Raw genomic sequence first — 25375 nt, forward strand, 5'->3', positions numbered from 1 at the left:
AATGTCAAACCTTCAATAATCTATGTCTATATAAGACACTAATTTCTAAAAATTGTTCAACTTATTTATAATAGCCAAAAAATGATGTTTTTTCACTATTTTTTAAATTATTTAATACTTAATTTATATTCATCAGTTTAACGAAACTAAATGCAATATGGGTTTATTGTTTAAATAGATTCCTACCGTATACACCCTCATTTGATCAGTTTCAAATACTTAAAAGGGCTAAATAATATATTAATGATTCAGCCCTTTTTAACGATAAGACCCCATCATAAAAACCATGTTTGTTTCATACCAAAAAATTATATGGGTCTTTATTATCTGCAAGTTACAATATTCCAAGACATTTTCTTAAGCATTAGTAATATATCATTCAAGCCTCTTCAGCTACGTCTTGATTCTTTGAACGAAGTTCATGCCTCAAAATCTTGCCAACAGTAGACTTTGGTAATTCATCTATAAAGTCAATATGGCGTGGTCGCTTATACCCTGCCAGATTCTTTTTGCAAAATTCTTGAATGTCTTTTTTGCTTAGGCTTTTATCATCTTTGACGATAAATACCTTAACAGATTGACCTTGAAGCTCATCGTCAACACCAACAACAGAACACTCCCTAACTTTAGGATGCATCTCCACAACACTTTCGACTTCATTTGGATAAACATTAAATCCACTAACAATGAGCATATCTTTTTTTCTATCAAAAAGTTTTACATATCCCTGCTCATTAATAGCGCCAACATCACCTGTTTTAAGGTAGCCATCTTCAGTAAAGAACTTAGTATTGTCAAGATTGTGATAGCCTTTGATAACGTTGGCACCTTTTATAACAATCTCTCCCTCTTCATTTATTGCTACCTCCTCCCCGTTATCATCAATTACTTTAATGTCTATTCCGGGTAGTGGCATCCCAATTGTGCCGTTAAATTCGGTAGAAGTAAGCGGATTTGCAGTACCTACTCCAAGTGTTTCAGACATACCCCAACCTTCGAGTATGTGCACACCGGTGATATCAAACCATTTTCTAGCTGTTTCCTGAGTGGCTGCCATACCACCGGCTAGGGTCAACTGTAACGAAGAAAAATCGACGTCTTTAAATTTGGGATGATTGAGCAGTGCTTGGAACAAAGTATTAACCGCAGGCAAAAGATGAAACTCTTCTTTGCTAAGTATCTTAACAAAACTGTCTACATCTCGTGGATTGGTAACCAATAGTAGATGCTGACCGGTACGAATACCAAGTAGCGAGATAATAAATGCAAAAATATGATACATAGGCAGTGCAACCACGCATGTTAGCTGATCCGCATTGTCTCGATTACGGAAAATCGAGTTCAACCATGCATCGTATTGACTACTACCATACACTGCATTTCTATGGGTGATTAGAATACCCTTTGCAATCCCGGTGGTGCCACCCGTATATTGAATCATGGCTATATCGTCAGGTTTAATGCTTGGACGTGTATAGGTTAACTTCCTGCCCATTGCAACAACTTTTTTGTAGTGGGTTACGGCACAATCGTCTTGTTCTTTAATAGCATATTTTGGAATTGCTTTTTTAATATACTTAGCAGCAAGGTTTACTATCGTACCTTTGGTTTTGAGCATATCGCCAATACTACTAATAACAACATACTCGAGCGGTGTTTTGTCGATGATGGTATCTAAGGTATTACAAAAAGGTTCTAAGATAAATAATACTTTAGCCTCGGCATCAATGAGCTGGTGTTTAAGCTCACGTTCAGTATACAAAGGGTTGATTAAAGTTAATACCATGCCTGCACGCAGGGCGCCAATAACAATAGGTAAATATTGGTTTACGTTAGGCATCATCACACCTATCGAGGAACCTTGAGGCAGTCCCAAACTCTGCAAATAGGAGGCGATAGAAAGTGATATGTTATCTATATCCGCATAGGTATAGCTAACACCCATATTAGTGGTAAATTTATTGCTAGAGAATTCACTGAGTGTTTTGTCGAAGAATTCAACAAGCGTGTCATCAGTAACAGGAATGTCGGTTGCGACACCCTCGGGATAGTGCTTTGTCCAAAATTTAGTCATTTCTTACCTTCCATAGTATACGTTAATATTCCTTCCTTGGAACATTTTAATCTTAATTCTATATAAGCTGCTCAAATTATCATTAAAGATATTAAACAGTTAATTTACAACTACCTACATAATGATTTTTTGGTGCTATAGCTAATAAACTATAATAAGCGCATTAAAATGTCTAGAAGAAATAAAATTAAATTAATCTATTGCCAACCTGCAGTAGCGCCATACTGATCTTGATGAGCAAATAACGGATGCTGTTGAGCCTCTGCTAAGGTTAATACAGTAGTAACGCAGACATCGGCGTCAGCAAAGACTTGTTGCCAATGCGCTAATGGCTTGCTTGCAAATTTATCAGCTAGGGTTTGCATAGCGGCACGGCTATCTGGCGTATTTGGCAGTACACCACGCTGCCAGTGCGTATTTTTCAAATCTGCTAACTCAAGTACTTCACAAAGCCCTTGCCAGAACTTAAGCTCAAGCGATCCGACTGCCATATAACGCTCATCTGATGTCTTATATAGGCGGTAACAAGGTAACAGACCACCCAAGAAGTCATACTGAGGAACAGGTTTTTTACCAGTCATCTGCTCAATCAGCTTACCGGTAGACTTCGGCATAACCATATGGTTATATAAGCTGTGAGTCATACTAATATTAATATGGCGACCTTTACCCGTAGCTTTGGCTGCAATAACCGCAGCTAATAATGCGATGACTGCAGTATCACTACCACCTGCTAAATCAGCAAACTGAATATTTGGCATAGCTTGCCCACCATCAGCAGTCTTTAACTGATCAAGCACGCCACTCATCGCCATAAAATTAATGTCGTGACCTGCTTTTTGAGTCCAGTTATGATTTACCGTTTCGCCATCAGCTTTACCATAACCAGTAATGGACACCATAACCAGTTTTGGATTAAGCGCTAGTAAAGTCTCAGCACTTAACCCTGTGGCTTCTAGTACGCCAGGGCGAAAGCTATCAAGCATAACGTCGGCGTCTCTTATCTGCTCTTTAATAGTCTCAATACCCACTTTGTCACGAAAATTCACTTTTTGAGTGTCTTTACCATGATTTAATGCAGTAAACAAATCACCAAAGGCACGAGCAGGATCTCCATTCGGCGGTTCAATCTTAACAATTTGTGCGCCAAGGTCCGCAAGTAGCCTAGTCGCAAATGGACCAGGCAAATTACGGGTTAGATCCACTACTTTTACACCTTGAAGGCAGTCTGACATTTGATCCAGTAGTGAGCTACTCATCGCTAAACTCCTGACCTTTCTCTGCCATCTCTACTAGAATTTTAGCAGGTGCAAAACGCTCACCATAGGCAGCTGCAAGCTCTTTACTACGCTCAACAAACTTAGCAACGCCAACTGAGTTAATGAACTGTAGCGTACCACCTTGGTTTGGTGCAAAGCCCCAACCGAATATTGATCCAACATTAGCATCCGCTACTGAACGTACCACATTCTCTTCATAACATTTAGCAGTCTCATTCGCTTGAACGTAAAGCAAACGATCGACTAAGTCTTGCTGTGATGGCTGCTCATCTTTAGTCGGATAAAGCTCGGTAAGCTCAGGCCATAAGCGTTTTTCACCACTTTCTGGATAATCATAGAAGCCTTTACCTACTTTTTTACCTTCACGTCCTAGCTCATTTACCATTTTTTCGACTACTGGCATAGCTGGATGCGGGGTAAAGGTTTTACCTTCAGCTTCTAAAGCAAGCTTAGTCTGCTGCATAACGTGTAACGACAAGCTTAGCGATACTTCGTCTTGTAGGGCTAAAGGCGGCATTGGCATACCCGCTTTTAAACCGGCAACTTCGATGCTGCGTGGATGAATGCCTTCAGCCAACATTGCTATACCTTCTGATACATAGGTACCAAAAACGCGAGAGGTGTAGAAGCCGCGACTGTCATTAACTACGATTGGCGTCTTAGCAATTTGACCCACATAATCAAAACCTTTGGCTAACGTGGCATCATCTGTCTCTTCACCAACAATAATTTCAACCAATGGCATTTTATCTACCGGAGAGAAGAAATGTAATCCGATGAATTGATCTGGACGTTTACTCGCTTTTGCCAGTTCAGTAATGGGTAGCGTCGAAGTGTTTGAAGCATAAACGGCAGTTTCTGGAATGACTGCTTCAGCATTACGAGTACAAGCCGCTTTAATATCTATGTCTTCAAATACCGCTTCGATAATTAAGTCACAGCCTTCTAGGTCGTCATAAGATACGGTAGTCTTAATTTTATCTAATAAGGCTTGCTTTTTGTCCTCATTAGAACGACCACGACTAATGGCTTTATCTAATATTTTGGTAGAATAGTTTTTACCTTTTTCAGCACCTTCAATAGATGTATCTAAAAGCACAACATCCATACCTGATTTTGCAGAAACGTAAGCAATACCAGCACCCATCATACCGGCACCAAGAATACCAACCTTGCTCACTTTAGAGCGCTCAAACCCATCAGGGCGTGACTGACCTTTCTTGATGTTATTTAGCTGAGTCCAAAGGGTATTAATCATGTTTTTAGAAACATCAGATAAGGCACAAGCGACAAAATACCGTGACTCAATTTTCAGGCCATTATCGATATCTGTTAAGCAGCCTTCAAACACACTAGATAATATATGTGTAATAGCTGGGTAATTGCCATGCGATTTTTGATTCGCCATTGCCGGAGCAATTGAAAATACCTGAACCACTTTCGGGTTCTTGCTATCTCCACCTGGGATTCTAAACCCTTTTTCATCCCAAGGCTGGCTGGCTTTAGGATTATTATTGATCCATTCTTTAGCTTTGCTGATTAGCTCATCATTGTCTTTAGCAGTGTCATTAATAAGACCAATTTCAACGGCTTGCTTAGGACGAAGCTCTTTGCCTTGAGTCATCAATTCAAGCGATTTTTGGATACCCACTAAACGAGGTAAACGCTGAGTACCGCCGCCGCCTGGCAATAGACCCAGTTTTACTTCAGGTAGACCCAGTTTGGTCTTTGGAGAGTCAATAGCAATTCGGTAGTGACAGGCTAAAGCAAGCTCTAAACCACCGCCTAATGCCGTGCCTGTAATGGCTGCTACTACGGGTTTGCCTGCGGTCTCAAGCTTACGTAGACTGGTTTTTAGGTCTTCTACTAAATCAAAAGCTTGTTGCGCAGTTTCTACTTTTGCAAGCTTATCAATATCAGCACCAACCACAAAAGTGGATTTGGCAGAAGTTAATATAAGACCTTTAGCCTCTTCATCACTAATAAATGAGTCAGTTAAAGTGGCAAAAGCTTCATTGAAGCCATCGCCAATCACGTTCATTTTGCGATCACTTTGATCAATGGTAACGGTGATAATACCGTTGTCTGCTTCTGCCGAAAAATTATTTAGTTCATTAATGGCGTTTACGCTGTTTGTGCTCATGTTATATCCTTATTATTTCTACACTTAATGTAGGGCGTATATTCTGTCCGTATTTAGACTTTAGAAGAGTGTAACCATTTAATTGATAGGTTGCGGATTAAACACGCTCAATAATGGTCGCAATACCCATACCGCCACCCACACACAATGTAATCATGGCAGTACTTAAGTCACGACGTTCTAATTCATCCAATACGGTGGTCACTAACATAGCGCCTGTAGCTCCTAATGGATGACCCATGGCAATAGCACCACCATTAACGTTTACTATGTCGAGTGAAATACCAAAGTCAGCAGCAGTATTCATTGGTACGGCTGCAAAGGCTTCGTTAATTTCCCAAAGATCGATATCTGCAGCCGTCATACCGGCTTTATCTAGGGCTTTTTGACAAGCTGGTGTTGGACCCGTTAACATAATTGTAGGCTCTGAACCGATAACAGATGCCATGGTAACCTTAGCTCGTGGTTTTAGACCGGCTTTGTCACCAGCCGCTTTACTACCTACTAAACATAAGGCTGAACCATCAACAATACCAGATGAATTACCGGCATGGTGGACATGAATAACGTCTTCAATTGTGGTGTACTTATCAAGAATAACGCCATCAAAGCCCATTTTGCCAGGCATAGCAAATGATGGGTTTAATTTGGACAGGGTTTCAACAGAAGTATTGGGACGGATAGTTTCATCTTTGTCCAATAGTAAAAGACCATTTATATCGTTAACTGGAACCACTGACTTATCATAATAGCCTTTCTCCCAAGCAGCAGTCGCTCTTTTGTGCGACTCAGTAGCAAATGCATCCACATCTTCACGACTAAAGCCGCGTAAGGTAGCAATTGTATCTGCGCCAACGCCTTGAGGAACAAACTCGGTAGATACGTTTACGCGAGGATCCATATACCAAGCACCGCCATCTGAACCCATAGGTACACGGCTCATAGACTCAACACCGCCAGCAACAACTAAATCTTCCATACCGGACATCACTTTGGTAGCAGCCAAGTTAATCGACTCAAGACCAGAAGCACAAAAGCGTGACAGGGTTAATCCTGCCACGCTCTCATGCCACTGGGCATCAATAGCAGCAATACGCGCAATGTCAGAACCCTGCTCACCGACTGGGGTAACACAGCCCAATACGATATCGTCTACTAAACTGGTATCTAGATTGTGGCGCTGCTGCATCTCTTTTAATAGCGTGCGAACCAGCCAAATTGGTGAGGCTTGATGCAATGAACCATCTTTTTTACCTTTACCGCGAGGTGTACGAATGGCGTCGTAAATATAGGCAACTTCAGTCATAAAAATCCCTTTTTTAATTTTTAACAATAATTTATTTAAGAGCTGTTTGTTTACATCAAAACAGTTGATTAACATTACCATATTAGGTCATGTTAAAGATAGTAGATTAAGCCAAAGATAAAAGTTTTAAACGTTACTATTTGATGACTTGACATCGTGTTCAAGTCACCAAAGTTTAGCTTAACGGATGCATTACATGAAACGTGAGGCTAGCTCTTTCATAATCTCATTAGTACCGCCGTAGATCTTCTGGACACGAGCATCAGCATACATACGAGCGATTGGGTACTCACTCATGTAACCATAACCGCCGAATAATTGTAAGCATTCATCCATTGCCTTACATTGCTTTTCCGTTACCCAGTACTTAATTAGTGAAGCATGCGCTGCGGTTAATTTACCTTCTATCATTGACTCAATAGCCGCGTCACATAACGCACGTACTGCCAGATAATCTGCTTGAATTTCTGCCAATTTAAAGCGAGTATTTTGGAACTTCCAAATAGGACGACCAAATGCTTCGCGCTGCTTAACGTAGTCCAAAGTAAGATCTAATGCCAATTTGATAGCGCCACACCCACTTAAAGCAATAATTAGACGCTCTTGCGGCAACTCTTGCATCATCTGAATAAAGCCTAACCCCTCAAGACCACCAAGTAAGTTAGATTGCGGTACACGAACGTTACTGAAAAATAACTCTGAAGTATCTTGACCCGCTAACCCGGTTTTCTTAAGGTTACGACCACGCTCAAACCCTTCAAGCCCGTCTGTTTCGACAACGATTAAAGAAACGCCTTGTGCGCCTTTATCACGATCAGTTTTACACGCTAAAATTATAATATTGGCATGTTGACCGTTGGTTATAAAGGTTTTTGAACCATTGATGATATAGTCATCACCATCTTTTACCGCATATGTTTTAATGGCTTGTAAATCAGAACCGGTTGTAGGTTCTGTCATTGCAATGGCACCCACATATTCGCCAGTCGCCATTTTAGGTAACCATTTCTTTTTTTGATCTTCTGTACCCAAATTCAAAATATAAGGTGCTACGATACCTGAATGTACCATACCGCCATAGCTTGCTTGGTTAGCGTGTGCTTGGGCAAGTAAAATAGCCGCTTCATGACCAAAATCGCCGCCACCGCCACCGTATTCTTCTGGCATAGACGCACATAAGAAACCCATGTCACCAGCTTCATTCCAAGCTTCGCGATCAATCATGCCATTGCCGCGCCATCCTTCGTCCTTCTCTTCCCAATCTTTAAACATCTTGAAGGCACTTTCATATACCATTTCGTGTTCTTCGGTCATCCAATTACTTTTAAAAGCATCAATACTCATAAGGTCATTCCTTAACAATTAAACATTTAAATAATTTATAATGGTAATCAGTATTACCTTTAATAAAGTACAGTTTATAGCAATTAAAGCTTGTAACTGCATGTATTAGGAATTTATACTACAAAAGTAATTTTACAAAATCAATGAAAGCTATAAAAATAGTAATTATAATTACCCTATTGTTGGAGTGTATGTGAGCCATTCATATAACCAAGTAGATATCATATCTAAAAGCAAAGATAATAAAGCCTTAGCACCTTTGTCAAAAATGCGACCAGCTACATTAGATAACATAGAAAGAGTGGTACATGAGCTTTTTTCTATAAACAACGCTAAAGATGTCACCATGATTCAAATAGCAAGAAGTGCCAATGTTTCCCTTCAAACTTTGTATAAATACTTTGGGGATAAGCAAACTCTATTCCAAACGATTATGGATAGAGTGCTAGGTAGACTAGCTCTACGTATGATGGATCATTTACATGGGATTGATAGTGTTGAAGATAGAATACGAAAAACACTTTGGGTTATTTTTGATTTTGTTGATAACAATTCAAAAGCCGTTCTAGTATTGACCACTGTTTCTGCAACGGACATACGCAAGATATCAATCTATGAAAATGAGGAGCTTATCAATGCATTCACAAGTGTACTATCCGATGGGCAGAATCGAGGGGTACTAAATGATGATGTTCCTCTTTACGTGCTTTTTGATGTATTTATGGGGTTTGTGATGCGTATTGGCATGATGCAGGTTGTGCGCCAAACTGATAAATTGTTAACTGACAGTTTTGATGATTTATTTATTATTCTTTGGCGCGCACTGTCAAAACCTAAAACATATTAATCTTTAAATTTTAACAGTCAATCGCATGAACACTTAAAACTAATAAAATTATTTAAACGGTAAGGGTGTATTGGATTGTTTAACTTCGTTTTTAATAGCATCTTTAATACTATCGTTCATTAAGTTCATCGTTAATTGTGTCTTTCATATTGTTATTGGTATTACCATTGCTATCTTCCTGCCCTTCAACAAATATCGGCGTTTCGGCAGACTGAATAAAATCCTCGTAACTCACTTTGTTATTTTGATTATTAATATAGTTTATTTCACTTGAAGCGTATGAACCATCGGGTGACGCTTGACGGTCATACTGAGGCTGAATAGGTTCGTACGGCACATCATAAGATTGCGTTTCTCCCAAAGCAGCAGCAATTGCTGCTTTTACTGCTGGATCTTGTTCTGGATTCGTATTAAGTTCTACTGTAGATTCATTGTCAATTTCGTTGCTTTGCTTTGAGCTATTTCTAAGTGTTTCACTTTCAGCAGAACTATTTGGTACAACAGTTACCGAGCCTCCATTAGATGCATTTTTTACTTCCCCGTTTTCAACCAAAGCAGAATCTTGTTCACTGGTTTGGGTCAAATTATTGTCATCATTATTCACTAATCTATTAGATAGCGTATTGTGATTTAGCAGTAATCCTATAAGTGCAGCGAGCAATATAACTAAAAATATAATATAAAGTGTGGTGCGTAACCGTTTTCTATCTGTTTTTTTACTCAAATCTGAAGTGGGTATCAATATATTAGAAGCGTCTAAATTGTCAGCGCCCCTATTTGGGGCGTTTAAGTTAGAAGTGTTTATATTAGAAGTTTTTATATAATAATTGTTTATATCAGATGGGTCTATTTCCGAATTGATTATAGTGGAAGTATATGCCTTATCGAGTGTCTCATCATATTTTACGTTTGTAGAATAGGTAAGGTTATCTGAACTTTTGGTTGTGGGTGTATCAGATTTATAATGAGTTAATTTGAGTTCGTCAGCCGATGTGTGATCACTATGACGCATATTATGATTACTGTTCGTCTCATCCAAAGTATTGGACTCCGAAAATAACGGATTGTGTTTGTTATGCGCCATAATTTGCATTTACCTTATATGCATTTTAAACAGTCATATTTTGAGCAGTCACATTTAAAAGAGACTTATAAACTTTACCGATAAAATAACTTGACTGCTTAAAGGTGTTAAACGATTAAGATTATAAATGATTTAATTGTGAAAGGATTAGGGTGTGTCCAAATTTGGATTTTTAAACCATAACTTATTTCATTTACAAATAGGGATACGCCCTAATCCTTGAAGTTAATCTACCCAAAGCTTAGCTTTCATAAAGTATTTAGTGTTAGATTCAAAGCTTTGAGTATTAATAAATACATTGTTCAAAACTTTTATTAATAAAGTTTAAAATAAATGAAATTATAATACATTAATATGGATTAAATCAGAATTGTTTCTGTTTTATTTAAGTTACATGATATTATATTATGCTTTTGTAACTTAACGGATCATCTTTAAATCAAAATTTTGATTAAAATATATTAAAATTTCAGTATATACCGGATTATAACCCATTTGAATTTTTTATGAGCGACGCATATCTTAAAGATCGAAGCTTTATAAATGCTGAATAAATTATAAAAAAGCCTATTAAAATGCTATCTATTGAACATCGTACTAGGGTCTGTTAAATAAATGATATTAAAGGACGATAACAAATGAGTATTACTGCTACCGAAACGACCAACAAAGGTTCAAGTTGGAAAAACTTTGGACCGGGTATTTTATTAGCAACTGCGGCAATTGGTGGGTCACACCTCATATCATCTACTCAAGCTGGCGCGCTTTATGGTTGGCAGTTGGCTATCATGATTATTTTAGCCAATTTTTTTAAGTACCCTTTCTTCAAATTCGGTACAGATTACGTCTATGAAACAGGTGAATCTTTAATAGCTGGATACGCTAAAAAATCTAAATTTTATCTTTGGGCCTTTTTCATTCTATCTCTAGCAGCTTCAGTTATCAGTACAGGCGCCGTTGCCCTCTTGGCTGCGGTTATACTCGGTATTATGTTGCCTGAAAGCTTAGGTCTGTCTACCACCAATGTATCATTGATAGTATTGGCCGTATCGTGGTTATTTCTAATACTAGGTCATTATAAATTGCTAGATAGAGTGACCAAATGGATCATGGTAATTTTGACTTTGGCGACTATAGCGGCCGTATTCATCGCTGCGGGCAAACCTGCTATCATTTCACAAGATTTCGTGGTCACCTCACCATGGAATATGGCAACGCTTGGGTTTATTGTCGCTTTTATGGGCTGGATGCCTGCACCTCTTGAGTTCTCAGCGATTAATTCGATGTGGATTTCTGCAAAAATTAAAGCAGATCACACGACACATCGCCAAGGGCTTGTCGACTTTAATGTTGGGTTTATTTCAACATCGATTCTAGCCTTGCTGTTCTTAGCCTTGGGTGTCTACGTTCAATATGGATCAGGTGTTGAAATTAAAACCACGGGCGGTGCCTATGTGGGACAGCTTATCAATATGTATACCGAGACTATTGGTGAATGGTCACGCTTATTGGTAGCATTTGTGGCCTTTATGGTTATGTTTGGAACAACCATCACTTGTGCTGATGGTTATGGACGTATCAATGCAGAGAGCTGGCGCCTAATCAAAGGTGATAAAAGCTTATCGCAAACCCATATTCTTTTATGGACAACGTACTGTGCGTGGGGCGGCTTTATTCTTATCACCTACTTTACTGGTCAATTAGGAGCCATGCTTAAGTTTGCCATGATCAGTGCTTTTGTATCTGCACCAATATTTGGTTGGTTGAACTATTCATTAGCCAAAAATCACAAAAAATTATCAAGCGGTATGAAGTTATATAGTATAGCCGGTTTGATTTTCTTAGGCGGGATTGCTCTGCTGTTTATACTTCAGCAGTTGGGCATAGTTTAATGAGTGTTAATGCGTAGATGTATAAGTGAAAAGTTTGCTTATAAGTGATTTCTTATGAGTATACATCTATAAGTAATTGTCTTGATGTAGATTATAGGCTGTCATTAATATATGACAGCCTTTTTTTAAAACATATACAATGCTTAAATGAATTATAAAGTTACCCCACTCTTAACTTAAGACAATCCATTGTAGGCTGGTGATTTTAGTCCATAAATACGTATCTATTAATCTTATATGCTAAGCTAAAGACACAGCTTACGCAATGTGTTGAGAGTAAGGTAAATTTCATAAATAGATAAAGAAATAAATATAAAACAATCAAATTTGTATTGTATCGGGTCATTATTAAAGGGTATAGTTTTAAGGCGGTATTTATATCGTATTAAATACAAGTACAAGAATAAAAAACTAAATGAATTCCAAACAGCTACCTAGGAATGGAGAAAGTTATGAAGGGTCCGTTTTATTATATACTGCCACTATTTATGGGTTGCGTCATGCTATCAGGTTGCAGCTCCAATACCGAAGATCCTATGCAGCAAACTATTTCTACTGACTCTGAACAGTGGCAAGACGAACTAGGTGATACCTTAAATCAACTCACCCAACCTAATAGAGAGCTTTTAAATCGGTATATGACTAGAATGCGCTCTAGTGAATCTCATGAAAAAGGCGCTATGACAAGAACAACGATCAAGCAGGCTATCGAACAACAGCGAGAATATGAAGACCTGCACCCCCAAAGCCCTACCGGACCTATAGATCAAAATCTAAATAGCACAGAAAAAAATAACTTTTCATTCGCACTATTGCCGAGCAAAACGAGTGAAAATGACAGTCTAACCAATGTTAAACTTAGGTTTGTGTTAGCCAATCGCGGCGATGTAGCTATTAGCAGCTTTAAGGGTACTTTACTACTTAAAGACTCAACTTTTGATCAGCCAAAACCGGTAGTCATTCCTTTAACTCAATTTGATCCAGCTATAGCGCCAAATGGTACTGATTATATTGATGTGGATGTCACATTATCAGATCCTAAAGTATCAAAAGCCATTAGCACTAATAAAGAGATTGAAGTAGATGTCTCTGATGGTCGAATGACTTTTGAAAATGGGGATGACATAGACTTTGAATAAGTTATAAGTATAAAAATATGATAAAGCGTCATATCAATCTATCGCAGTATTAGCTTATAACTAATTTAGTAAATAATCCCTATTTAATATTTACAGCTATTTAAACAATCAAATTTAGTATACGAAGCGCACAATATATGAAGCACTATCACTATGTGCGATCTAGGCATACTTATTCACGTTAATAACTTCTTTATTTATACGATATGAGCTTAGAATGCAATTAAAAAGATTAAAAGCTTTTCATGTGGTTGCCCAGTTAAAAAGCTTTAGTGAAGCTGCCTCTTTCACTCAATTGTCCCAGCCTACTTTGAGCCGTTTAATCAAACAACTTGAAGACAATATCGGTGTTCAACTTTTTGACAGATATCATCGGCCGCTACAACTTACTGCAGCTGGAGAATTTTTTTATAATAGAATTGATATTATACTTAAAGACATTGAAAGCACGATCACGCTAACACAGCGTTTAGCCCATCCGACTAATACATTGAATATAGGATTTGTGCCTTCGGTATTATATGGGTTGTTACCTGCTATTATTTCAAATTTAAAATCAAAACTGCCTGAACTAAACGTTCATTTAAAAGAAATCAGTTCTTTTAAACAGGTTGAGGCGCTAAAAGCAGGCGAGATTGATGTTGGGTTTGGACGTTTTGTTCATAATGACTCTGATATTAATCAACTGCTCCTTCGCCATGAACGTTACGTCGCAGCCCTACCCAAAGACCATGCGCTGATAGACGAAGACGACATACATTTAAATCAATTAAAAAATGAACAAGTTATTCTTTATCATCAGACACTTTTGCCTTTTGACACTATCTCGCAAACAGATTCATTCGCGGATCAAGTACGTAATGATCCTTCAAAAACCTCTTCGATCAATAGTCATTCGGTTTCAATACAAATAAAACCCCAATCGTCAATTAGAGAGCCGTTATTAAACTTATTCGCAAAACAATCTGCCCTTCCCCATCGCAAAACATATGTGAGTGATATTCAAATTGCACTAAGTCTAGTTGCAGCAGGTGAAGGTGTAACGCTAGTACCAGATAGCCTTAAAACAGTTCGTTCCGAGCAAATTAGTTATCAAAAATTAGTTCATGAAGATGCAACCTCGCCTATTTACATTTGTACCTTAGAATCTCCCGTTCATCCAGCATTTAATGATTTGCTCTCTGTCATTTATGATATATATGAGATACGTGGTATTACTTATCGCAATCATAGGACAAAATGAAATAAAACTGAGAAATTGAATAAGTATTATAAATAGTGTAACTAAATGTAAATATTCAATTCGTCTTTAATAATTAATAACTTAAAAATGAATAATAGTTGCATGAAACTATGAAATTATGCATAACATTATTCAATTAACAAATACCTTTAAATTTTATTAATAATGTTTTAATTTAAATTAAAGTAACCTTCAATTTGTACCTTTTAATATTTACAAATTAGGCGTAATCTATAAATACAATTTAGTTCGCCACTCTATAAATCAATATTTTTAACAGGTGGTTAGATCCCTGTCTTTTATTCATCGTATAAGTTCTAAGGAAAGAATATGACTTCACATTCTGCTGGCAAGCGTTTTCGTGACGCTATCTCTGAACAAAAATCAAAAGATTTACCCCTGCAAATAGTGGGTACCATCAATGCATATACAGCAATGATGGCTAAAGAAGTTGGCCATAAAGCCATTTATCTCTCAGGTGCTGGCGTGGCTAATGCCTCATATGGTTTACCAGACTTAGGTATGACCAGTCTCGATAACGTGTTAGAAGATGCTAGCCGTATCACAAATGCCGTTGATACGCCTTTGTTAGTTGATATCGACACAGGTTGGGGCGGTGCATTTAATATCTCTCAAAGCATCAAGAAAATGGAAAAAGCAGGTGTGGCCGCCGTTCATATTGAGGATCAAGTGGCGCAAAAGCGTTGTGGTCATCGTCCTAACAAAGAGATTGTCTCTACCGGTGAAATGGTAGATCGCTTAAAAGCCGCTTTAGACGCCAAGGTTGATCCTGACTTTGTAGTTATGGCGCGTACCGATGCGCTTTCAGTGGAAGGATTAGAGGCGGCTGTTGAACGTGCAGTTGCTTTCGAAGAGGCTGGCGCAGATATGATTTTCGCTGAAGCGCTTACCGATATTGAGATGTATCGCAAGTTTACCGATGTGCTAAACATTCCTGTATTGGCCAATATGACAGAATTCGGCCAAACCGATTTATATACCACTGAGCAGTTATATAGTGTAGGTGTTGATATGGTTTTATATCCGTTATCTGCATTTAGAGCGATGAACAAAGCTGCGCTTAATGTATATCAGCATCTGTTAGATGATGGCACTCAAGAAGAAGTCGTCGATACGATGCAGACGCGTATGGAATTGTACGATTTCTTAAATTATCATGAATTTGAGCAAACATTAGATAAGCTTTTTGCCAATAAATAAGATCTAATAACTAATTAAGATCTAATTAGTAATAAAGTTAAATGAGCTCATGTAAGCAGCGGAATTTTTAAATTTTAATATAATGTCTTTTATATAGTAGATTAAACAATGAATTTTATTAAAAAAAATATATTCATAACGGCGACTATAGTTGCTATGGCATCATTATCAGCTTGCGATAAGACCAATTCTGAAAGTGAAGAGGTAATGGTTGATGTAGAAGCTGAAAATGAGGAAGTATCAGAACAGACAATAGGTGTGCCAGGTGAACTGGCTGCGCAATCTCAATATATGCCAGTATCTCTAATAACGAGTCAATATAGTGTAATGGGTGCCATCGGCGCCTTAAATAGTATGGTCGAATTAAATGATGAACAAAAATCATGCCTAAATAATATCGATAATAAATTTGCAGCTGAAGAGTTAGAGGTATATTTCAAGAATAATTATACCGATGACGAATTGAGTACTATTAATGATTTTTATACTTCGGATTATGGTCAGAAAGTTTCGAACTACCAAAGTAAACAGATGTTGCAAGCATTTGGTGGTGAAGCCCCCGATCCGTCAGAGGCGCCAACCGAAGAAGAGGTTATGAAGGCTGCGCAAATGTCACAAGATCCTGCTATGATCAAATACACTCAATCGTCTTTACAACAAGGCGAAGGTAGCCTGCAAAATCTAATTCAACCATTAATACTTGTAAAAATAGATGAGTGTGGCATAACTGATAGTCTAAGAAATAACGGCAGTTAAAATTATTAGTTAAAATAAAGTCACATCTGGATAGTTGTATTCAATCTAATCTATTTGCTAAACACTAAACACTAAACACTAAACACTAAACTCAATTTTAATTAAGGATAAAATAATGGCAGCAGGTAAAAAACTTTCAGGCGCAGGACTACGCGGACAAGTTGCAGGACAAACCGCGCTATCAACCGTAGGTAAGTCAGGTTCTGGCTTAACTTATCGTGGCTATGACGTTAAAGACTTAGCAGAAAACTGCATTTTTGAAGAAGTCGCCTATTTATTATTATACGGTGAGCTACCGACTCAGTCTCAACTAGACGACTATAAAGCAGAATTAAAGCAACTGCGCGACTTACCGCAATCGTTAAAAGAAGTACTTGAGCGCATTCCAAAAGACGCGCATCCAATGGACGTTCTACGTACCGGTTGTTCTATGCTAGGTAATCTAGAACCAGAAGAAAGCTTTGAGCAGCAGCTTGATAAAACCAATCGAATGCTGGCAGCGTTCCCAAGTATCATCAACTACTGGTATCGCTATAGTCATGACGGTGTGCAAATTGATTGTAAAACTGATGCAGATACCATTGGCGGACACTTTTTGCAAACGCTCAAAGATGAAAAACCAAGCGAACTGCACGAACGTGTGATGAATGTTTCGCTAATTTTATATGCAGAACATGAGTTTAACGCATCGACTTTCACCGCTCGCGTTTGTGCCTCTACCCTATCTGATTTGTTCTCTTGTATTACCGGTGCAATCGGTACGCTACGTGGACCGCTACATGGTGGTGCAAACGAAGCGGCCATGGAGCTTATTGAAAGTTTTGATTCACCAGACGAGGCTGAAGCAGGCTTAATGGGTATGCTTGAGCGCAAAGATAAAATCATGGGCTTTGGTCATGCTATTTATAGTGAATCTGACCCTCGTAACGTTATTATTAAAGAATGGGCAGAAAAGCTCTCTAACGATGTAGGCGACGATGTCCTTTATCCGGTATCTGTGCGCTGTGAAGAAGTGATGTGGCGCGAGAAGAAGTTATTCTGTAACGCAGATTTTTTCCATGCTTCAACCTATAACTTCATGGGTATTCCAACCAAGCTATTTACGCCTATATTTGTTTGTTCACGATTAACAGGTTGGGCAGCGCACGTATTTGAGCAGCGTTCTAACAACCGTATTATTCGTCCAAGCGCCGAGTATATTGGTGAAGAGCCTAGAGAAGTGCCCCCTATTAGTGAGCGTGGTTAATACATAGAGTACTTAATAAAAGTGGATCATCAACCTGAACATCTCAATAGTCGAACTTCTAAAGATTCTTCATCAGATTCTAAAGAAGTTCGCAATCAACAGACTCATGAAGATCAGCCTGAACAAGAAAGCTGTTGTAGACAGTTATTAGGTGAACTGATTGAGGGTTTATTATCTGAAGCTCTATTGCTAATACCTTTAGGAGTTTTAGGTATTTTAGGATGGTTATTTATCTCAATAGGTATGTTTTGGTTGATCGCCCCTCTTATCATTGTAGCTATATTTTTATTTCGTAAACTTTACAAATAATCAGAATCACACCGTTTATATCTTATTAAAATTTCAACAATTTTATAAGTTTAAGTTTTTAAGTTTAAGTATTCAAAATGAATTTTTTAGAATTCAAGGATAGCCCATAATGCCAACCCAAAATACAGACAAGCCCATATTAACTCATAAGCATCCGCAGCCTATGAATCAGGATTATAAAAAACCGCTTCCTCTTCCAAATGGGGACGAGAGTGGTTTATATTATTTTGATGTAGAGCAAGCCGTAAACGAGATTGAACCTAATGCTTATGCTAAATTACCCTTTAGCTCAAAAGTACTTTGTGAAAATTTAGTACGACGTTGTCCTCCAGAAGATCTTACCGAAGCATTATCTCAGCATATTTACCGCAAACAAGAAATTGACTTTCCTTGGTACCCTGCCCGTGTTGTGTGTCATGATATTTTAGGTCAGACCGCATTCGTTGATTTGGCAGGGCTTCGTGATGCGATTGCTGAAGAAGGCGGCGATCCTTCTAAAATCAATCCTATAGTACCTACCCAGCTAATTGTTGATCACTCCTTAGCAGTTGAACACCCAGGCTATGAAGAAAACGCTTTTGAAAAAAACCGAGCTGTTGAGGAACGCCGCAACGAAGACCGTTTCCATTTTATCAACTGGTGCGAATACGCTTTTGATAATGTGAACGTGGTGCCACCGGGTAACGGCATCATGCATCAAATTAATCTTGAAAAAATGTCCCCTGTTGTTCAAGTCATTAAAGATCAACAAGGTGATGTTGTTGCTTATCCCGATACCCTAGTTGGGACAGATAGTCATACGCCTATGGTGGATGCATTAGGTGTTATCTCTATTGGTGTTGGCGGTTTAGAAGCCGAAAGTGTCATGCTAGGAAATCCCTCTTATATGCGTCTGCCAAACATTGTAGGTTTACATATTACTGGTAAATTACAAAAAGGCGTCACTGGTACCGATTTAGTATTGGCGATGACCGAATTTTTACGAGAGGAAGGCGTTGTATCTGCCTATGTGGAGTGCTTTGGTGAGGGTGCAAGAAGCCTATCAGTCGGTGATAGAGCGTCGATTTCTAACATGACGCCAGAGTATGGTGCGACGGCAGTTATGTTCTCTATTGATGAGCAGACTATAGACTACTTACGGTTAACAGGTCGTACCGAACAGCAAATCAAAGTCGTAGAAGCTTATGCTAAGCAAACAGGGCTTTGGGCCGATGGCATGAAAGACGCCGAATACGAGCGCGTGCTGAATTTTGATCTGTCTTCTGTTGTTCGTAATATTGCTGGACCTTCAAAGCCTCATGCACGAGTGTCTACAACTGATTTAGTGGATGTGGGCATTGCTCAAGAAGACTTTGATCCTACAGTACCTGAAGATGGTCTCATGCCCGATGGCGCTGTTATTATCGCCGCTATTACCAGTTGTACCAATACCTCCAATCCTCGTAATATGATTGCAGCAGGTATTGTGGCTCGCAATGCCGTTCAAAAAGGACTGGTGCGTAAACCTTGGGTAAAAACCTCTTTAGCACCGGGTTCCAAAGCAGTTAAACTGTATTTAGAAGAAGCTGATCTACTGCCTGATCTACAAAAGTTAGGTTTTGACGTTGTGGCATTTGCCTGTACGACTTGTAATGGTATGAGTGGCGCTTTAGAACCTGAGATTCAAGAAGAGATCATTGAACGTGACTTATTCTCTACAGCGGTACTATCTGGCAACCGTAACTTCGATGGACGTATCCATCCTTATGCCAAACAAGCTTTCTTAGCGTCACCGCCTCTAGTCGTGGCATACGCTATCGCCGGGTCAATACGTTTTGATATCGAAAAGGATGCATTAGGAAAAGATCTAAACGGTAATGATGTTTACTTAAAAGACATTTGGTTTGATGATGCAGAAGTCGATGCTATCGTTGAGTCCGCTGTTAAGCCTGAACAATATAGTAAAGTTTACATTCCTATGTTTGATGAAGGCAAAGTAGATGCAGAACGTCATGATGCCATTACTGACCCTCAATATAACTGGCGTAAACTTAGTACATATATTCGTCGCCCTCCATATTGGGAAGGAGCAATGGCTGAAGCGAATAAGCTTAAAGGTATGCGTCCCTTAGCAGTATTGGGCGATAACATTACCACCGATCATATGTCCCCCTCTAACGCCATCTTGCCTGACAGTGCCGCTGGTGAATATTTAGATACGATGGGATTACCCGCAGAAGATTATAACTCTTACGCGACGCACCGTGGTGACCATTTAACCGCGCAACGTGCAACTTTTGCTAACCCAAAGTTATTGAATGAAATGGTACTGGACGAAAATGGTGAAGTCATCCAAGGGTCACTAGCACGTGTTGAGCCAGAAGGCGAAGTGATGCGTATGTGGGAAGCCATTGAAACCTATATGCAGCGTAAACAGCCACTGATCATTATCGCAGGTGATGGGTATGGTCAAGGTTCAAGCCGAGATTGGGCTGCCAAAGGGGTTCGTTTGGCTGGCGTTGAATGTGTCGTGGCAGAAGATTTTGAACGTATCCATCGTCAAAACTTAGTCGGCATGGGTGCCCTACCTGTCCAGTTCGAAGAATGTACTACACGTAAAACTTTGAACATCGATGGTTCTGAAATGTTCGATATTGAAGGCGAAGTTTCTGCGGGTGGCAAGATGGTTCTAGTGATTCATCGCACTGATGGAACGATAGATAGAACGCCGGTTATCTGCCGTTTAGATACTGCGGATGAAGTTAAGATGTATAAATCTGGCGGTATGCTACAACGTTTCGCTAAAGAGTTCTTAGCTGGCGAAGTGGCCTAGAATATCTTAGAAGATATAGAGACTAAGAATTTTAGAGATAACAGACCCTAGTATAATTTATGAGTTTACTAAAGCATAAACCTGGTGTTTATGCTTTTTTTAAACGTTTTCATTCTTAAAATTTGGTCATACTAGATGGCTTTTATTTTCCTGTGGGATATAAATAGCGCTGACTACTAATTTCTATAAATAGCGATGATAAACAGATCCTAGTTAAAATTATTGAACTGTGCCATAATATGTACCATATATTGTACATATTATTATCGATAGTTTTAAATTTTGTTTAACCAGAAGGATAATTACGATGAAAGTCGTTACTTTTACAGAAGCTAGGCGTCATCTTAAAGACGTATTAGATTCCGTAGTAGAAGATGTAGCTGCTACTATTGTGACTCGGCGCGATGCCGAAGATGCGGTAGTACTATCTTTGGACCATTACAATAGCTTAATGGAAACGGTACATTTATTAAAGTCTCCAGCTAACGCAGCACACCTTGCTCAGTCTATTGCCCAATACCAGTCAGGTAATGTTAAGCCCCAAGATTTGATAGAACAAAATTTGGATGCTGACGAAACGCGTGATGATGTCGCTTGTGATAATGGATAGCTTATATTTATGAATAGACAGCTGGCGTGGACAGATTTGGCTTGGAAAGACTATCTATATTGGCAAACTCAGGATAAAAAAACTTTAAAGCGCATAAACAAGTTGATTATTGAGTGCAAACGTACTCCTTTTGAAGGTATTGGAAAACCAGAAGCACTCAAAGAAAACTTGTCTGGATTTTGGTCACGCCGTATCGATGAGACACATCGATTGGTATACGCCGTTAATGATAACTATCTGACGATTATTGCTTGTCGGTATCATTATTAATTTTTATCACTAATAATTTCCATTTTTAATGACTACATAACACTCTTTACACTCTTTTAGCTACTTAAATCAAATTAGACTCATATAATCGTATCTACAGATTAATAATTAAAGGATTAATCATGTCTCAAACTCATCATAATAATGCCCCCCAAAATAATAACCCACCCCAAATACCTGTTCCCGCTACTTATATGCGTGGTGGTACATCAAAAGGCGTGTTCTTTAAATTATCTGAATTACCAGAGCGTTGTCAGCAGCCAGGGGCAGCTCGAGATAATTTTCTTTTACGGGTTATCGGTAGCCCAGACCCTTATGGCAAACAAATTGATGGATTAGGTAACGGTTCCTCAAGTACTTCAAAGACGGTTATCCTTTCTAAATCAGACCGAGATGACCATGATGTGAACTACTTATTTGGTCAAGTTAATATCACAAAACCTATGCTTGATTGGAATGGTAACTGCGGCAATCTAACGGCGGCAGTTGGTGCTTGTGCTATAAATATGGGGTTGGTAGATGCTGATAAAGTGGCAGCCAGTGCCGAGTCAGGTATTTGTGAAGTGCGAATATGGCAACAAAACATCAGCAAGACTATCATTGCCCACGTTCCTGTCTATGTAGATGAAGCGGGTCAAGTTCAGGTACAAGAAACAGGTGACTTTGAGCTAGATGGGGTCACCTTCCCTGCTGCTGAAGTTAAAATTGAATTTATCGACCCTGTTGATGCCTCTAGTGAGATGTTCCCTACTGGTAATTTGGTAGATGATTTTGATGTCTCAGGCTGTGGTCTGGATAAAGATACGGTTCAAGCCACCTTTATTAATGCCGGTATTCCTACTATTTTTATGAAGGCCGAAGATTTGGGCTTTACTGGCACTGAGCTACAATCTGATGTCAATGGTAATCCAGAGCTACAGGCTAAACTTGAGACCATCCGTGCCAAAGGTGGTGTGGCTATGGGGATTTTTGAGGATATTAGTGATGCTGAAAAAAGCCAGCATATTCCCAAAATTGCATGGGTAGCCCCAGCGCAAAGCTATACAGCTTCAAGCGGTAAAATGGTTAACGCTTCTGATATTGATTTGGTAGTACGTGCGATGAGTATGGGTCAACTACACCATGCTATGATGGGTACTGCTGCTGTAGCGATTGCAGCGGCGGCAACCACACAAGGCACCTTGGTCAATCATGCAGCAGGCGGTGGTAGCTTATCAGAAGTTCGGTTTGGACATCCGTCTGGGACGTTACTTGTGGGTGGTAAAACAGAGCAAGTCAATGGTCGCTGGCAGGCTAAAAAGGTGTCAATGAGCCGTTCTGCTCGCCGTATTATGGTCGGTCAGGTGTTTGTGCCAAGTAATAGTTTTTAATCTTATTTGCATTTAGTGTTTTAAGTGCATTTAAATTATTCTTTTATAGTTGGCAAGATACTATATTATTAGCCCAAGTCAATATTGATTTGGGCTTTGGCTTTTGTGCGAGGGACGAGCACTGAGTGGAGTCTATAAAAATAGACTACCTATGTTAGGCATATTTCTCCCCTATTAAATAAGCTGATGCTAAGGCTATCTTTTATTTTTTTTATTTTGCTACTAAACATGCGTTATACACTTGGGTTCTATGGAATATGGGCTATCAAGGTTAAAATAGAATGGTTAAACGTTAGTAATCTATAAGTATCAAAATCAATTAAATAACGCTAATCTCAACTTAAAATTCAGACCTTTATATAGACAGTTTATTGATGGTTTTTATTTAACGATTAAGACGTCACTGATACGTGTCGTATAGCACGGGCTCAAAAAATTGCGGTTCATCTGCCACAATTGCTTATCTTTAATACCTTCACTGGCCACAAATAAGGTCGCTTGCTGATTACGATCGTGTCTAAACTTGCTATTTAGCTCATCCATCACTGCCATTAAAGCCGTCTGCCTTTGTTCATCATCATACGTTTTAGTGTTTTCAGTATTTGCACCTGAAGCGTTTGCGTTTGCATCGTTGATAGCGGATTGATCGAATAGGTTTGGCTGTATTTCATCATGTTGGCAAATATCAGATAACATCACTCCTGCTTTGGCGTATCTGACGCCCTCTTTATATATTTTATGTAGCACTTCTCGTGCGGCACTGACCATGATTCTACTGTCTGCCGTTGGTGCGCAAAATTGATATTGCCCCGATATAGGTGTGTACTTTTCTTGCTCATTAAAGGCGCTATTTTTAGCAAACACTATTAAGGTGGCGCAGACACTGTGCTGTTTGCGCAGCTTACTTGCTGCTGCTGAGGCATGACTACATATCGCCTGTTCTAAATCTTGCTGGCAGGTGACTCGTTTAGAAAATGAGCGAGAGGATACAATCTGCTTTTTGGGTTCTGCTTGCTCGATGCCTAGACAAGATTGTCCGTTAAGCTCTAAGCACGTGCGTTCGAGCACCACACCGAAATGCTGACGAATTTTGGCCGGCTCGCATATCGCCAGTTGATACACAGTTTCAATACCTAGCGCATTAAGCCTACGTACATAACGGCGGCCTACACCCCAGACCTCTTTAACATCAGTAATTTGCATCAGCCTGCGTATCCAGCGTGGGTTTGTTAGGATGCAAACACCTTTTGTCGCAGGGAACTTTTTGGCGGCATGATTGGCAAGCTTGGCTAAAGTTTTTGTTTGACCAACGCCCACACCGACAGCAATACCTGTGTATTGCTCGACGATGTTTTTAAGCTTTGTGGCATAGGCGTCAAGATCTTGCATCGCAACCGGATAGTCGCCAAGATACAAAAAAGCCTCATCAATTGAATATACTTCTACAGTAGGACATAAGGATTCTAAAGTACTCATTACCCGATGTGACATGTCTGCGTATAGCGCATAATTTGAGCTAAATACGGTCACATTATGCTGCTGGCAAAAGTCTTTCACTTTGAAATACGGCACGCCCATTTTTATACCTAGCGCTTTTGCTTCAGAGGATCGGGCGACTACACAGCCATCATTGTTTGATAACACCACGACTGGCTTATATTTTAAGTCAGGTCTAAATAGCTTTTCACAAGAAGCGTAAAAACTGTTGCAGTCAATAAGGGCATACATGGGAATGTCCCAGTAGGTGGCATTAGGGTGAATTTATTAAAGCTGTGCTTAAAGGTAATAAACTTAAGGTAACAGACTAAAGCAGGTTTATCATAGTTAATAAAATGAATTAACGACGACGGTTGTCGCATAGATTGCTTATCGGGCTGAGTATTCTTAAATGCGCCACGACATTTATGTCTATATATTTATGCCTATAAATCTAAGGTTTAAAAATCAGGTCGGCGATTCTGACCGCGGCCGCGTTTAATTTCACGAATGATGTTTTTTACCACTCCGAAAACTTCAAAATCTATATCATCATCTAAAATAATATCATCGTAGTCATGGTTATAAGCGACGAGCTTGGGGGTAGGTTCAAGGCACAGCTCTTTGACTGTAAACTCCCCATTGACCGCACACACAATAATATCGCAGTGCTGAGCCTCTAAGCTGCGATCGACTACTAACAAATCTTCAGGATGTATGCCTGCATCAATCATTGATAACCCCCCTGCTCTCACTAAAAAGGTGGCATTGGGATGGCTAATGCATAATTCATTTAAATCAATACTGGCTTCCACGTATCCTGCAGCTGGTGAGGGAAACCCCGCAGGAACCTTCTCAATAAAGAATGGTAGGGGCGTATAGCTTTGAGGATTTAACTTACCAAGTACTTTAGTTTTCATAATTTATTTTAATCGTTTGTTTTCATAGTTTGT

The 25375-nt window shown here is 39.1% G+C and carries 20 protein-coding genes; 12 read left to right on the forward strand and 8 right to left on the reverse strand.

What is annotated here, in order from left to right:
* Positions 1-379: 379 nt before the first annotated feature.
* The 5 genes from AC21OH_RS04210 to AC21OH_RS04230 form a co-directional block, all read right to left on the reverse strand.
* Positions 380-2074 carry an AMP-binding protein gene (locus tag AC21OH_RS04210; protein WP_487371044.1) on the reverse strand — a complete coding sequence of 565 codons (1695 nt, stop codon included), beginning with the start codon at positions 2072-2074 and terminating at the stop codon, positions 380-382.
* Between the two features lie 197 nt (positions 2075-2271).
* The gene (locus AC21OH_RS04215) at positions 2272-3333 is read right to left on the reverse strand and encodes a CaiB/BaiF CoA transferase family protein (protein WP_487371045.1); all 1062 of its coding nucleotides are present in this window, start codon (positions 3331-3333) and stop codon (positions 2272-2274) included.
* Positions 3326-5497: a 3-hydroxyacyl-CoA dehydrogenase NAD-binding domain-containing protein gene (locus AC21OH_RS04220; protein ID WP_487371046.1), complete on the reverse strand. Its 2172-nt coding sequence runs from the start codon at positions 5495-5497 to the stop codon at positions 3326-3328. Before AC21OH_RS04220 ends, AC21OH_RS04215 begins: the two co-directional genes overlap by 8 nt.
* Positions 5498-5594: 97 nt before the next feature.
* The gene (locus AC21OH_RS04225) at positions 5595-6803 is read right to left on the reverse strand and encodes an acetyl-CoA C-acetyltransferase (protein WP_487371047.1); all 1209 of its coding nucleotides are present in this window, start codon (positions 6801-6803) and stop codon (positions 5595-5597) included.
* Positions 6804-6995: 192 nt separating this feature from the next.
* Complete coding sequence (locus tag AC21OH_RS04230) at positions 6996-8147, reverse strand: acyl-CoA dehydrogenase family protein (RefSeq protein WP_486535475.1); 1152 nt, start codon at positions 8145-8147, stop codon at positions 6996-6998.
* Between the two features lie 268 nt (positions 8148-8415).
* Between AC21OH_RS04230 and AC21OH_RS04235 the strand changes: the two genes are divergently transcribed.
* Positions 8416-8994: a TetR/AcrR family transcriptional regulator gene (locus AC21OH_RS04235; RefSeq protein ID WP_486535540.1), complete on the forward strand. Its 579-nt coding sequence runs from the start codon at positions 8416-8418 to the stop codon at positions 8992-8994.
* A gap of 109 nt (positions 8995-9103) precedes the next feature.
* Here AC21OH_RS04235 and AC21OH_RS04240 read toward each other — a convergent pair whose 3' ends face one another.
* Positions 9104-10078 carry a hypothetical protein gene (locus tag AC21OH_RS04240; RefSeq protein ID WP_487371048.1) on the reverse strand — a complete coding sequence of 325 codons (975 nt, stop codon included), beginning with the start codon at positions 10076-10078 and terminating at the stop codon, positions 9104-9106.
* 638 nt (positions 10079-10716) lie between these two features.
* On the opposite strand from AC21OH_RS04240, the gene AC21OH_RS04245 reads away from it, so the two are divergent.
* From AC21OH_RS04245 to prpF, 11 genes are all read left to right on the forward strand, one after another.
* Complete coding sequence (locus AC21OH_RS04245; RefSeq protein WP_487370391.1) at positions 10717-11970, forward strand: NRAMP family divalent metal transporter; 1254 nt, start codon at positions 10717-10719, stop codon at positions 11968-11970.
* Between the two features lie 452 nt (positions 11971-12422).
* On the forward strand, positions 12423-13109 hold the full coding sequence (locus tag AC21OH_RS04250) for a hypothetical protein (RefSeq protein ID WP_487370390.1): 687 nt from the start codon (positions 12423-12425) through the stop codon (positions 13107-13109).
* Positions 13110-13326: 217 nt separating this feature from the next.
* Positions 13327-14352 carry a LysR family transcriptional regulator gene (locus tag AC21OH_RS04255; RefSeq protein WP_487370389.1) on the forward strand — a complete coding sequence of 342 codons (1026 nt, stop codon included), beginning with the start codon at positions 13327-13329 and terminating at the stop codon, positions 14350-14352.
* A gap of 330 nt (positions 14353-14682) precedes the next feature.
* Positions 14683-15573 carry a methylisocitrate lyase gene (gene prpB, locus AC21OH_RS04260; RefSeq protein WP_486535470.1) on the forward strand — a complete coding sequence of 297 codons (891 nt, stop codon included), beginning with the start codon at positions 14683-14685 and terminating at the stop codon, positions 15571-15573.
* A gap of 156 nt (positions 15574-15729) precedes the next feature.
* Positions 15730-16329 (forward strand): DUF2059 domain-containing protein, encoded by a 600-nt coding sequence (locus AC21OH_RS04265; RefSeq protein WP_487370388.1) that lies wholly within the window; start codon positions 15730-15732, stop codon positions 16327-16329.
* 115 nt (positions 16330-16444) lie between these two features.
* Positions 16445-17575, forward strand: coding sequence for a bifunctional 2-methylcitrate synthase/citrate synthase (prpC, locus tag AC21OH_RS04270; RefSeq protein WP_487370387.1), 1131 nt, complete (start codon positions 16445-16447; stop codon positions 17573-17575).
* 21 nt (positions 17576-17596) lie between these two features.
* Positions 17597-17884 carry a hypothetical protein gene (locus AC21OH_RS04275; protein ID WP_487370386.1) on the forward strand — a complete coding sequence of 96 codons (288 nt, stop codon included), beginning with the start codon at positions 17597-17599 and terminating at the stop codon, positions 17882-17884.
* A 163-nt stretch (positions 17885-18047) separates the two neighbouring features.
* A complete protein-coding gene (gene acnD, locus AC21OH_RS04280; protein WP_487370394.1) occupies positions 18048-20696 on the forward strand; it encodes a Fe/S-dependent 2-methylisocitrate dehydratase AcnD in 2649 nt (882 codons plus the stop codon).
* A gap of 307 nt (positions 20697-21003) precedes the next feature.
* Complete coding sequence (locus AC21OH_RS04285) at positions 21004-21306, forward strand: type II toxin-antitoxin system Phd/YefM family antitoxin (RefSeq protein WP_487370385.1); 303 nt, start codon at positions 21004-21006, stop codon at positions 21304-21306.
* Positions 21307-21315: 9 nt separating this feature from the next.
* Complete coding sequence (locus AC21OH_RS04290) at positions 21316-21576, forward strand: Txe/YoeB family addiction module toxin (protein WP_486535465.1); 261 nt, start codon at positions 21316-21318, stop codon at positions 21574-21576.
* Between the two features lie 122 nt (positions 21577-21698).
* Positions 21699-22946 (forward strand): 2-methylaconitate cis-trans isomerase PrpF, encoded by a 1248-nt coding sequence (gene prpF / locus AC21OH_RS04295; protein WP_487370384.1) that lies wholly within the window; start codon positions 21699-21701, stop codon positions 22944-22946.
* Between the two features lie 381 nt (positions 22947-23327).
* Here prpF and AC21OH_RS04300 read toward each other — a convergent pair whose 3' ends face one another.
* Both AC21OH_RS04300 and umuD read right to left on the reverse strand, forming a co-directional pair.
* The gene (locus tag AC21OH_RS04300) at positions 23328-24674 is read right to left on the reverse strand and encodes a Y-family DNA polymerase (RefSeq protein WP_487370383.1); all 1347 of its coding nucleotides are present in this window, start codon (positions 24672-24674) and stop codon (positions 23328-23330) included.
* A gap of 209 nt (positions 24675-24883) precedes the next feature.
* A complete protein-coding gene (gene umuD, locus AC21OH_RS04305) occupies positions 24884-25342 on the reverse strand; it encodes a translesion error-prone DNA polymerase V autoproteolytic subunit (protein WP_486535462.1) in 459 nt (152 codons plus the stop codon).
* Positions 25343-25375 lie beyond the last annotated feature (33 nt).

The organism is Psychrobacter sp. CX10, from assembly GCF_057621575.2.